We start from the raw sequence: 11,886 nt of genomic DNA on the forward strand, positions 1-11,886 counted from the left end.
TATTGTCCTCAGTTTAGATAACAGTCACCTAACAAAATCGCGGTACTCCTTTGGCGTTTTTCCGGTCATTTTTTTGAACACTTTATTGAAATAAGCCGGGTCCGGGTAGCCCACGCGTTCGCCGACCATATACGTCTTGAGCCCGTGATCCTCCTTCAGCAGCCGCTTGGCATGCTCGATTCGCACGGCGATGCAATAGTCCGTAATCGTCTCGCCCGTTTCGGTCTTGAACAGCTTGCTCAAGTAGCTCGGAGTCAGATAGACCAGGTCGGCGAGGTGCTGAAGCTCCAGCTCCTCGGTGTAATGCTGCTGAATATAGGCCTTGATCGTCTCGACAGCCCGATGCTCGCTCTTTCCTTGATCCAGAAGCCCGGCAGCAGCCTCTACAGCGCGCTTCAGCCGGCCCGCGAACGAACGCCAATTCTCGCTGTCCCCCGGCTCCAGGTTCCAATCTGCATCCCCTGCGTCAATGCCGCGCTGCTTCATCTCTTCCGCCACATGCGACTCCAGGGTTAGGCAAGCTTCCCTCAATTCAGCCCAGCCGGGCCGCAGGGAAGCCGTCTCTTCCAGCCAAGTGCCCATCGCCGCCGACAAGCGTGCATACTCGCCTGCACGCAGCGCCGGAAGCAGCTGTTTATCCAAGGAACGGACAAGCCGGTAGCGCTCTTCCCGGTGAACCGCCGCTATGCCTTCGCCTCCGCAGTTGCGCCGTTCATCGCTGTACCAAGCCTGCTCCAGGACGCTCGCGGCTTCCCTATAGGCTTGCGGGAGCCAGCGGCTCCCGCTGAATACGCCGCTGATGCCCAGCTTTGCCGAAGTGCCCGCGGGAAGCTGCTGAAGCAGCATGGCCGCCCATTCTCTCGCCATATCCGCATGGCCGGACTCGGCGATGGACGCCAAGATCGCTTGCCTTCCTCCTTCGCAGCCGATGATTCTCCGCTCCGTCCCCCAGACTGACGTCCACGCCAGCAGCTTCTCTTCCGCGATCTCCGGGAACGTGCGAAGCAGGAGCACCGCGTAATGTCGGTGGAACAGCGCCTGCCGATCCAGCCGGTCGCAGACTTCTTCGAACAGATGCTCCGGCATTGTTCGCTGATCCGTGCCTAACAGGAAGCTGACCAGATCGTCCGACTCCAGCTTGCGCTCGTTCTGCTCGCCCTTCACCAGCTCGTCGACGTTCTCCAGCATGCGGAGCAGCTCTTTCATGTTGACCGGCTTAAGCAAATATTCCAGCGCTCCCTGACGCATGGCGGTGCGGGCATACTCGAAATCGTTGTAACCGCTGAGCACGGCGAATTTCGTGCGGCAGGCCATCTGCTTGATATTCGCCATCAGCTGAAGCCCGTTCATTTGCGGCATTTTGATATCGGTAATGACCAGGTCGGGCTGGAGCTCATGCCATTGATCCAGCAGCTCCTGGCCGCTTGCAAACGTCCCTACGACCCGATATTGCTCGCCTGCGTCCCGTATCAGCTTGCCAAGCCCCAGCCTGATCCGTTCCTCGTCGTCCACCACGGCGATGTTAAGCATTTGCAAGTCCTCCTGTCCTCGGTTCTTCTATATGTTCCGCGGGAAAGGTAATCCGAACGGCGGTTCCTCGCCCTTCCTCGCTGTCTACGGTAAGGCCGTAGGGTCTTCCGTATCGGAGCTGCAGCCGCTCGTGCACGTTTCGCAGCCCGACTCCCCGGCCGTCCGTTCCTGGGGACTGCGCCTGATCGAGCATGCTGCGCAGCCTCGCAAGCGCTTCTGCCGACATGCCCAGCCCGTCATCCGTAACGGTAAACACATGGTTCATGCCATCCATGGCATAGGTAATGGTCAGATGCAGCACGTTTTTGTTCTCGTCGAAGCCGTGATTGACGGCGTTCTCGATGATCGGCTGAAATAGCAGCTTCATCACCCGAATGGAATCAGCCCCCGGATCATCCGGCAGCGTCAGCACGAACCGCTCGCCGTACCGGTAATTCAGCAGCTCGATGTAGGCTTTGACATGCTCCCACTCGCGCTTCACCTCCACGACCTCGCTGCCGGCATGAATGCTGTAACGAAGCTGCTGCCCTAACAGCTGAACCATGTCCCCCACCTCCTGATCGTTGTGAAGGACGGCCGTCATCCGGATCGTTTCCAGCGTATTGTAGATAAAATGCGGATTGATCTGGTGCTGAAGACGCTCCAGCTCCGCCTCCTTCTTCCGCTTCTCGATCGCGTAAATATCGTCGATGAGCTGTTTGATGCGTGCCATCATCCGGTTGAACGAGACCCCGATCAGCGAGGCCTCGTCCCTCCTTCGGACCGGGAACACCACATCCAGCTTGCCGGTCTGTACCTGCTTCATCAGATGGACGATGGACCGCAGCGGCCTTGTTAGCGCATAGATCAGAATCAGGGAAATGATGAGGGCAAAGCTGGTAACGCCGACAGCCGCCGCGATCGTTATCTTGCGGGTCTTGAGCGCATCCTGCATCAGCTGCCGCTCCGGCACCGTAATCAGGATCAGCCAGCCGGTCTGCTCGGATTTCCGGTAAACGACAAGCTGCTCCTCCCCGTCGACCTTATGGCGAAAGCTTCCTTCGTTGCCGGTGGCCTGGGCAAGCGCCGCATTGTCGGTCATGCTGCGGGACAAATATTTCTTCTCGCTGTCATAGATCACGGTCCCGTTGTCATCCAGGATGAAGGTGGTGCCGTGCGTCGTCTCCTCCAGGTCGGTGACGATGTTCTCAATCACGCCGATGTTGGCATCCACCACAATGGTGCCGATGGAATGGTACGATTTATCGATGATGTCGCGGACGACCGTGAACATGTACTGCTTGCTGCCGGCGGACACGGCGATCTCCTGCGTGCTGACCAGGACGGGCCGGCCGCCGGCCTCCGTGGCCAGCTTGCGCCAGTTGTCATAGTACTGCTGCAGATTCGAACGGTTGCCGCCGCTTTTGACCACGTAATAGGGGTTGCCGAAAAGGTCGAACAGGTACACGTTGCTCGTGCCTTCTTTGATGTTGTTCATGAAATAGATGCTCCGCTCGACCTTGCGGGTAATCTGGAGCTTCAGCTCGCTCTCGTTCAGGCTTGCCGATTCCTTCGGCTGCCCTTCCGCCTGGTAATGCCGATTGGACATCTCGAGCCCGGACTGAATTTCATTAAGGTAAGAAGGAATGATCGAAATTTTCATCATATCGGTCACGTAATCATCCAGCTTGCCCATCATTTTGCTCGACAGCTGGGACACGTAGGCGACCGTATTGTTCTCGATGGTGGCCGTATAACGCTCTGCCGCAAAATACGTGATGAGTCCGATCGGCAGGATAATCAGAAACAGAAAGACCACAAACAGCTTCCGGTCCAAGCGTCCGGCCGGCCGCTCCTTCCAAAGACGGGTAATGTAGCCGCGCAGGTTCACGTCAGTCGACCTTCTTTGCATAAGCGGTGGATTCGCGGAGGATGAAATCGCCGGCCAGGAGTATTTTTTCCAGCGGGCTGTCTGGCTGCTCCACCCGTCTCGCCAGCATCTCCACCGCCCTGCGTCCGAACGCCTCCTTGTTGACGTGGATGGTGCTCAGTGACGGAGCCGCATAAGCGGCATCCTCAATATTGTCAAAACCGGTAACCGAGCAGTCTGCTGGCACCTTGGCGCCCAGCTTGCCGAGCACCGTCATGATGCAGATGGCAATGGAGTCGTTCGCGCACACAAAGGCGGTTGGCAGTTCCTCCATCCGGCTTAGTATCGTCTCGAGCGACTCCGTCATCTCGGAGCGGTTATCTCCTTCGAAGCTAAGGAGCTCCTCGTTCTGATCCAGCGGGATCCCCTGCTCGCCGAGGACGGAACGATAGCCTTGATAACGATCGGCGAAGCTGCGCGAGAACCGGACGTTCCCTACGAACTGAAGCCTTCGATGCCCGCACCCGATCAAATAATTGGTCACCCGTCTCATGCACTCCACATTGTTCATGAACAGGGCATCCGACGGTATCAGCGGATCCTCATGATCGATTAAGACGAAGGGAATATCCAGGCTGCGGATTTCGAGCAGCAGCTGAGAGGAGATAAATCCCACGCCGATGATGCCTCTCACCCCGCTCGGATTAATCAAATTCGCGAAGCTGTCCTTGAATTGATCGGTCACGATGACCATCCCCGTGTCCCTTGCCTCAAGCTCATTCGTGATGCCGTCGATAATCCGTCCCCAATACAGGGAATCCCGCGTTTGGTAGCGGACATTCGGCACGAGCACGATGACGGTCTCCTTAGCGGCTTGGCTGCCGTCGGCATTGGCTTCATTCTTCTTGCCTCCGGCCTTCGGCGACTTGTTGGCAAAATAACCGAGCTGGGTCGCGACGTTCACGATTTTCTCCCGGGTCTCGAGACTGACGCCGGATTTACCTGAAAGCGCTTTAGAAACAGCGAACTTCGAAAGGCCGAGATGATCGGCAATTTGCTGCATCGTGACTTTTCCTGCCATAACCTGTACACATCCTTTAAGGTAATCGATAAGTTATTAGTTAATTGTTATCATAACATTTCATTTATTAGGTAAACAATTAAAACTTTTGAATGCAGCGACGGCGCAGACAAGAGCCCGTTCCAACCTGGAACGGGCTCTCTCACGATTGTAGCTTATGAACGTTTCATGACGCCTTTCGTTAATTAGCACGCTAACCGTTCACCCCGTTAACGGTTCTATCGCCTTGCTGCTGCAGCCATATCGCCGATCACTTGCCTTAGCACAGGCTCAAGCCGGTCCGCCATCAGCTTGAAGCCGAGGTCCGTCGGATGAACCCCGTCAACGGTCGTTTCCCCGGGATCGTCGCCTAACCAATCCGATCCGTCCACAAACGTTAGGTTATGGTCTCCGGCCACCGTCAGTTCCCGAATGAGCTCTATCTGAAACTTTTTCCGTTCAAGCCGTCCTTCGCGAAATTCCGGCATGAACGACTCGGCTCCATGAGGGATGCGGGATACCAGAATGATGGGAACCTCCGGATGGAACTTCCGGTAGGTCTCGATATACCGCGGCAAGGTCTGACGATAAGCTTCGGTCCCTCCGCAATTCGCCTCATAATCAATCACGAGACAGGCCGGCTCCGAGATTTGGGCGGCCAGTTCGGCAAGCTCAGGCTCTCCCTTGCCGTTCCCCGAGAAGCCCAGGTTGATAAACTCCAGATGGAGCCTGCGGCTCAGAATGTTCGTATACGACATGCCGGGCCGCGACGCGCATCCGCCTTGCGTGATGGAGGTTCCGTATATGACCACTCTCGAGCTGGAATCATAGGGCTCCGGCGCAAGGACCTCGGCTCCCGGCTCCATTCCGATCCATATCTCCTCAACGCCCTGGTATAAGGGCATGTTGAGCAGGAACGAGCGTGCTTTGCGGTCTTCGACAGTGAAAAGGCTGCTCTCATACTCTGCCTGACCTGGCTGGAAACGGGCGGTTCCTGCATGTTTCCACTCGCCCGGGCCGCCGATATACGCATCCACTCCGCACTCCCCGGTGGGGGGCATATGGTACATGCCGGATCCTGCCGTCAACCGCACGCGGACGGATACGTTCCGCGAATCCGTTCGGAAGCGGATTTGACCGCCCGATGTGCAGTTCGCAAGCGTATCCACCTCCGGTCGGACGGGGACCTCAGGTACGGCGGGCAGCCTGCGATAGAGGCGTTCGGTGTCGAACCAGGCAAAGCCGGATACTCGGAATGGCTCTTCCAATGGGGAATACCATAACAATTCGTCCGCTTCGACGTGATCGATCTTCATGTTCTGATCCAATTGAAATGGAGACACCTTTTCAGGTTCAGGGCTATTGTTCTGCACAATGTATCGCCTCCCTATGTAAGCTCGAATTGAAGTACATTGCCTTAGAACGGCTTATCTGTCCCATGCGGTGGCAACCTCTTCCTTGAGCTCCTTCAGCAGCTCTTCCTTGTCATCCCGGTAAAACATGTTATAGGTGTCGAACGGGATCATCCGCCCGTCGGGATGCACGATATGCACGCAGGATTTCTTGACGGACCGGACATCGAAGTTATGGGCATCCAGGAACTGCATGATAATGACCCGGAAGACGTTGTCGTACGTAATCTGCTCCGGCACGGCGGCCAGCGGCAGGCAGCAGAGCAGGCTCTTCAGGGAAAGCGCCGAGGATTGCGGCGAGTGGCCCGTCGACAGCAGCTCAAACATCTTGCCCCGGATGACCGGGTCCTGTTCGAATACAATCGTGTTGCTGTCGCCTTCAAGCAGGATTTCCGGGTCGATCATCCGCGTCAGCGGGAGCACTTCCCCGCCCAGCTTCAACGCATAACCCATGGCGAGGCAATCCGGGTGGCAAGGCACCGGCAGAATGTCCGCGTCCGTAAACACCCCGGACTGATCGATGATCATCCGCCGGACTTCGCTTACGGTCAGGCGATCGGTTGCCGGATCATACCCCTCCAGCCGTCCCGCCGCCTGAATCGGCTGAATGGTGACGCCGCGCACCGCCTTTTGCTGAAGCCCGTATTGAATGATGTCGCCGATTTCGCCGTCATTGAGCCCTTTCTTCAGCGTGACGACCAGCGTCGTGGAGATGTTGAATTCATTCAGGTGCTCGATGGCCTGCCGGCGGATGCGCCGCAAGTCGGCCCCTCTCAGCTCCTTCAGCACATGTTCCTCAAAGCTGTCGAACTGCAGGTAAATCTCGAAGCCGGGCATATACTCGGCCAGCCTCCGCGCAAAATCGCGGTCCTGGGCGATGCGGATGCCGTTCGTGTTCACCATGATATGCTTGATGGGACGGCTTTTGCACATATCCAGGATGTCGAAGAAATCCGGGTGCGTCGTCGGCTCGCCGCCGCTGATCTGCACGATGTCAGGCTCCCCCTCGTTCTCCACAATCCGGTCGAGCATGAATTCGATCTGTGCCAGCGACCGGTAGGAGGTGCGGTGCGGCGACGATTCGGCGAAGCAGATCGGGCACTGCAGATTGCAGTGATCCGTAATCTCCAGCAGCGTGAGGCAGCTGTGCTGCTCATGGTCCGGACACAGTCCGCAGTCGTAAGGGCAGCCGTAACGGATCGGCGTATTCCAGACGAGCGGCATTTCGGACGGCTTGATGAACTTTCGCGTCTGATGGTAATACTCGGCCTCGGTTGCGATCAGCACTTTTTCCGGACCGTGCACGAGGCATCTTTTGAGCATATACACCATGCCGTTCTCCTCGATGATCTTGGCTTCCACTTTGCGGTAACAGGTGGTGCATATGCTGTTCGTCAGTTCATGATACAGATAAGGCCGGTTTTTTGGCATAATCATACTCCTTTGGTCAGCTTGGAAGACGGGAATCCGGCGTGAAGCGGCGAATCCGGTTTCTGCCGCCGATCAGCCATGCGTAATAGATGAGGCCCGCGATGCAGGCCAGCTGGATATTGTTCAATCCCAGGTAAGGATGCGGCGTCGGCTTGATCCATTCGATCGCCAGGCGGAACAGCAGATACCCGGCCATGAACCACTGGAACATTCGTCCGGACACATAGCCCTCGCGAGTCGATCTGCCGCGGCTTTGGCGGTACAGCGGCATCAGCAGCAGGGCCAGCACGATCAGGAAGAGGATCTCGTACAGCTGAGTCGGGTGGCGATAGATCCCGTCTCCGAAATCCACGCCCGTGAACCAGGTTGTCGGCGTGCCATAGGTGTGGTCGTCGAGGCCGGTCAGAAAACAGCCGATTCGCCCAAGGCCCAGGCCCAGCATCAGAGGGTACACGAAATCATCGCCCGTGGAATGCTTCCAGCCCACCCAGCGTTTGGTCAGCTCGACGCCGATCAATCCGCCGAGAAGACCGCCGACAATCGTCTTGCCACCCCAGAGGAGATGGAATTGGCGCAGCTGTTCCCAAGTGGCCGCCGGATCCTCAAACCAGTACAGCAGCTTGGCCCCAACGGCAGCCCCGGCGATGATGCCGGCCAGAAGCTGCAGGCTCATCAGCTTTGTCATGCCGCTCGGCCGACGGGTCCATAAATATACCCGAAAGCCGATAAAGTAGGCCAGCGATTCAAATAACACATGCGGATGAATCCGCCAGGAGCCCAGGTACAAATAAACAGGAAATTCCATCCGCCCACTCCTTGAATGAAAACTTGAGTTGAAAATAAGACCTTGTTCGAGTTCGAAACGCGTTCTTTAATAGGAAAACAGGATCGTTCCGCAAATCGCGAGCAGCAGCAGCGTAAGCCCGCCCAAGATGGCTAGTATGGAGACGATCACGGTCACCCATATGTTCCTGGATCGTCCGGGCATGCCGGGAGCGGGGGGCATTTCGCCGCAGCGGTAGCGGCAGCGGCCCGTCTCCGGATTATGGCATTCGTCGCACACCGGCTTCCCGCATCGCGTGCACTGCGCGGCGGCTGCCCTTTCGGGATGGTTCATACAGCGGTAAAATTCCATCGAATCACCTCATTTGGCATTTAACCCTTATATTGCCTATTGTAAACGCTAACGGAGAATTAGACCACCACCTGCAAACGACAGATGGTCCTGGGGTGAATATTCATAAGACGTCATAAGATGCCGCCGTTTCCAATCGGAATCGCGGAAATAAAAAAAGGCAAGCCCTCTGACTCATTCAAAGCCAGCGCTTGCCCTTCCATTCTTGCGGCTCGATGGGTCAGCTCGTGGGTGCATCCTGCCAAACATTAAACTTGTTGCCGTCGGGATCCTTGAATTTGAACTGCAATCCGCAGGAACCGTGATCTACCAGCGGCTCGACCTGTGCTCCATTTTCCCGCAGCCGCTTATGCAGCTCCGTAATATTCTCGACCTCGAAGGTTAACGAGAACATCTCATAATTCTCCCCTTCCCATTGGTTGGTTATGAAGTTGGCTGTTCGGTTACCCAGTGTTTCCAGCAGGAATAACCACTGTCCGTCCCCTAAGATCAAGATGGCGCCTGTATCGTCGCATTTTCTCACCGTAAGGCCAAATAGCTCCGAGTACCATTTTACCGCCAGCGGAAGATTCCTTACCGGGAGATAATTGCAATGAACCTTCTTTAGCAGCGGCTTGTTCAAGGATTGGAGCTTGGGTGCTTCGTTTAATGGGTTGTCTATCGTCATTCGATTCACCTCTTGTTCAATGTGGTTTCAATATATAGACGATGGAACCGGACCGATTCCGTCACGGAGAGCCATTTTTTTATCAATTCGGTTCAATTGCATGATACTTATTGCCGTCGGGATCGTAGAATACCAGCAATTTGCCGAATAAAGCATCTTCCCGGATCGGCTCCATTCCAATCCCCTGTTGATGCAGCCGCTGCTCTAACTCCCCAACGCTCGCTGCTTCGAACGTGAGTACAGGCATGCTAGCCGGGGCGTGGCGCTGACACTCGAGCAAATACAATTCCTGTCCGGATTCCAGCACCGGATTGCCGTGCCTACTGGTTCCCAGATGAAAATGCAGGATAAACCAGGCGGTGGCCTGCCCCTTATCCGTGACTGGAATATAGAAATGACCGGCTCGCTTAAGGACATGTTCCGAGACCTGCTGCTCGAAATCCCTCCCCAAACGATGAGTAAGGAAATAATGCTCGAAGTCACGGGCTAGATGCTGTTTCAAAACTTCTCTGGCACGTCGTATTCGGCTTTCAACCGCAGATACCGACATGTTAAGGAACTGTCCGATCTCTTTCATGGACCACTCGCTTAAGTAGTGCAGCACGACAACGGATTTACTCTTCTCCTCCAATCCCTGCAAGGCTCCCCAGACGGAATCATGGATCACATATTGTTCCAGCCATGGCGTGATATTGTCCGATGCTGGAGTCGTTTCGTGCAGGGGGAGAGCCTGCTTGCTTCGTTTGGCAAAATCGAGGCTGGTCCGGCGCGTTATCGCATACAGCCAGCTGCCCAGTTTCGCTGGATCGTTCAGCGTATGCAGGTTGCGATAGCACTTCAGAAATGCTTCCTGCACCGCATCCTGTGCCTCGTGGAAATCTCCCAGCACGCTGTACGCAACGGATAACAGGGCGTTGGAATACTCGTTGACGATCATCCGGTAGGCATCAAAATCCCCCGCTTTGGCATCCTCGATCCGTTGATGGGTTAGCGGCGAATGTTCTTTCATTAGGACAGATCCTCCCACCGTGCCCACATCTTCTCCGGATTGAGCTCATACACCCCATTGTCCCGGAACATGAAGTGATGCATGATAAACTCCCTCCGGATCGTCGCAAAGTCTTCATGATACTCTTTGATAAACTCGTTCATTTCCTTCTCGCTGTACTTCCGTCCCTTCTCCAACCGGGATACCATATGCGTAAGCACGATGAGTTTCTTCTTCAGCTGGGCAGGGATGCTCTTCAGCTTCCCGTCGGAGGTGAAGAAGTTCTTGATCACGGAATCCCTCATCCGCCGTTCTTCTTCCTGCAAGCTTTCCGTTACGCCCCCGGGCCGGACTCTTTGGTAAATCAGATTCTCCGTCGCTGTCGCATTGTTCTTAATAAAATAATCATTCAGCGAAAAAAAGATCGTGTTCTTGTCCCTGCGTTCGTTGATGAGGCTCGCTTCCCGCAGCTTCGCCGCGTGGTGCGTAATCGTAGCCGGCGTGACGCCGATCTTCTCGGCCAGAAGCTGGCCGTTCATTTCGCCTTCCGCAAGCAGGATGAGCATCTTGATTCGGGTCGGGTCTGCGAGCGCCTTGTGATAACTGACCACTTTATCCAATTGCACGGTTATCGACTCAACTCCTTATATAAATTTAACATTCATCTAATTTATAGTTTGTTAAATCAGATGTTAAACCATCCGAATTACAAAGTAAACCTCCTCATGGAGAATGAAGGCCCTGGCACCATAAAAAACCCGCCCTTCTTCATGAAGGAACGGGTTTTTCGGATGTTGCGGCTCCACGTACGGAACACGGTTGCTCTGTTGCTGTCGACCTAGATATCAGCTAAGCCGCTTCTTACACTACCGCTGCGTCCACCCTGGACTGATCGGCATTCTGGCATCGTTTGCATACCTTCAGTGCCGTGCCGTCCGATTTGTTGGCGACGTAGAGAAGCTTGATGCGCGACGTGCTGCATACCGGGCATGTGCCGCGGCCGCGCGATGGCGTGTTCCATAGTGCGCGGCCCCGTTTTGTTTTGGCCATGGTTCATATCCCCTTTATTTCATAATCTCCAATGGTATTTCGAACCCATGCACGCCGCTTGCCACCGCCGCGATTATTCTTTGTTATGCGAAGCTCAATCCTTGGGATGGACAAGCCGGATATCCGTGCAACTCCATTATAGGGGACGGGCCGTCGCCAAATATAGGGAATAAATGCTTATGAAGTCTTTTTTACATACGCCTTCTTTCGTGGCTATGAATTCCATATCCGCCGGATCTCCGGTACATCTGAACGGAAGCTGAGCTTATACACGTCGGGATTGGAGAAAGCCTCCCACTCGTTGAAGCCGATCTGATTATCGTAATGCTTCAGCAGAAGCGAGATCAGATTGCCATGGGATACCATAACGGCATTTCGGTTTGAACTCTGCAGGACCTCATGGACTACGCTTACCGCACGATGCATGGCTGTACGACTTGACTCTCCGCCTTCAAAGCACAAGTCCAGATCCTCATAGGTTCTGCGCAGCATCTCCCGCCATTCAGGAGCATTTCGACCCGACAGTATTCGCTCGGTCAACCTCGCATCCAGCACAACGGCCACGCCTATGCGATCAGCCAAAGGTGTAATGGTGTCGTGAGCTCTGCGATAAGAACTTGAAACAATACGGTCAATCCCTTTGTCGTGCAGAAATTCAGCAAGTTCAAGCGATTGCTGAAGCCCCTGCTCGGTTAACGGAGCATCCGCCGCTTGTCCCTCCGCTTGGCAATGGCGTACGATGTATATTTTTTTCATAGGATCGG

At 55.2% G+C, this 11,886-nt stretch carries 12 protein-coding genes; all 12 read right to left on the bottom strand.

The window, feature by feature from the left end; all coding sequences use genetic code 11:
* Positions 1-24: 24 nt before the first annotated feature.
* A complete protein-coding gene (locus JNUCC32_RS19800) occupies positions 25-1,530 on the bottom strand; it encodes a response regulator transcription factor (RefSeq protein ID WP_096775088.1) in 1,506 nt (501 codons plus the stop codon).
* Positions 1,523-3,400 (bottom strand): cache domain-containing sensor histidine kinase, encoded by a 1,878-nt coding sequence (locus tag JNUCC32_RS19805; RefSeq protein WP_192569582.1) that lies wholly within the window; start codon positions 3,398-3,400, stop codon positions 1,523-1,525. The genes JNUCC32_RS19800 and JNUCC32_RS19805 overlap by 8 nt, the downstream gene beginning before the upstream one ends.
* A 1-nt stretch (position 3,401) precedes the next feature.
* On the bottom strand, positions 3,402-4,460 hold the full coding sequence (locus JNUCC32_RS19810; protein ID WP_009593171.1) for a LacI family DNA-binding transcriptional regulator: 1,059 nt from the start codon (positions 4,458-4,460) through the stop codon (positions 3,402-3,404).
* 218 nt (positions 4,461-4,678) lie between these two features.
* Entirely contained in the window at positions 4,679-5,812 is a 1,134-nt protein-coding gene (locus JNUCC32_RS19815) for an SGNH/GDSL hydrolase family protein (RefSeq protein WP_228468786.1), read from the bottom strand.
* A gap of 54 nt (positions 5,813-5,866) precedes the next feature.
* Positions 5,867-7,282 carry a radical SAM protein gene (locus JNUCC32_RS19820; protein ID WP_192569583.1) on the bottom strand — a complete coding sequence of 472 codons (1,416 nt, stop codon included), beginning with the start codon at positions 7,280-7,282 and terminating at the stop codon, positions 5,867-5,869.
* Positions 7,283-7,298: 16 nt separating this feature from the next.
* Positions 7,299-8,087, bottom strand: coding sequence for a prolipoprotein diacylglyceryl transferase (locus JNUCC32_RS19825; RefSeq protein WP_192569584.1), 789 nt, complete (start codon positions 8,085-8,087; stop codon positions 7,299-7,301).
* Between the two features lie 66 nt (positions 8,088-8,153).
* Positions 8,154-8,417 carry a hypothetical protein gene (locus tag JNUCC32_RS19830; protein ID WP_009593178.1) on the bottom strand — a complete coding sequence of 88 codons (264 nt, stop codon included), beginning with the start codon at positions 8,415-8,417 and terminating at the stop codon, positions 8,154-8,156.
* 220 nt (positions 8,418-8,637) lie between these two features.
* Entirely contained in the window at positions 8,638-9,084 is a 447-nt protein-coding gene (locus JNUCC32_RS19835) for a VOC family protein (RefSeq protein WP_192569585.1), read from the bottom strand.
* An 82-nt stretch (positions 9,085-9,166) separates the two neighbouring features.
* Positions 9,167-10,093 (bottom strand): sigma-70 family RNA polymerase sigma factor, encoded by a 927-nt coding sequence (locus JNUCC32_RS19840; RefSeq protein ID WP_192569586.1) that lies wholly within the window; start codon positions 10,091-10,093, stop codon positions 9,167-9,169.
* A complete protein-coding gene (locus tag JNUCC32_RS19845) occupies positions 10,093-10,698 on the bottom strand; it encodes a DUF2087 domain-containing protein (RefSeq protein ID WP_192569587.1) in 606 nt (201 codons plus the stop codon). The genes JNUCC32_RS19840 and JNUCC32_RS19845 overlap by 1 nt, the downstream gene beginning before the upstream one ends.
* A 235-nt stretch (positions 10,699-10,933) precedes the next feature.
* The gene (locus JNUCC32_RS19850) at positions 10,934-11,122 is read right to left on the bottom strand and encodes a hypothetical protein (RefSeq protein ID WP_096775079.1); all 189 of its coding nucleotides are present in this window, start codon (positions 11,120-11,122) and stop codon (positions 10,934-10,936) included.
* A 213-nt stretch (positions 11,123-11,335) separates the two neighbouring features.
* On the bottom strand, positions 11,336-11,878 hold the full coding sequence (locus JNUCC32_RS19855; RefSeq protein WP_192569588.1) for a histidine phosphatase family protein: 543 nt from the start codon (positions 11,876-11,878) through the stop codon (positions 11,336-11,338).
* Positions 11,879-11,886: the final 8 nt, after the last annotated feature.

The organism is Paenibacillus sp. JNUCC32 (genome assembly GCF_014863545.1).
In the GTDB taxonomy this organism is placed as follows: domain Bacteria; phylum Bacillota; class Bacilli; order Paenibacillales; family Paenibacillaceae; genus Paenibacillus_AQ; species Paenibacillus_AQ lautus_A.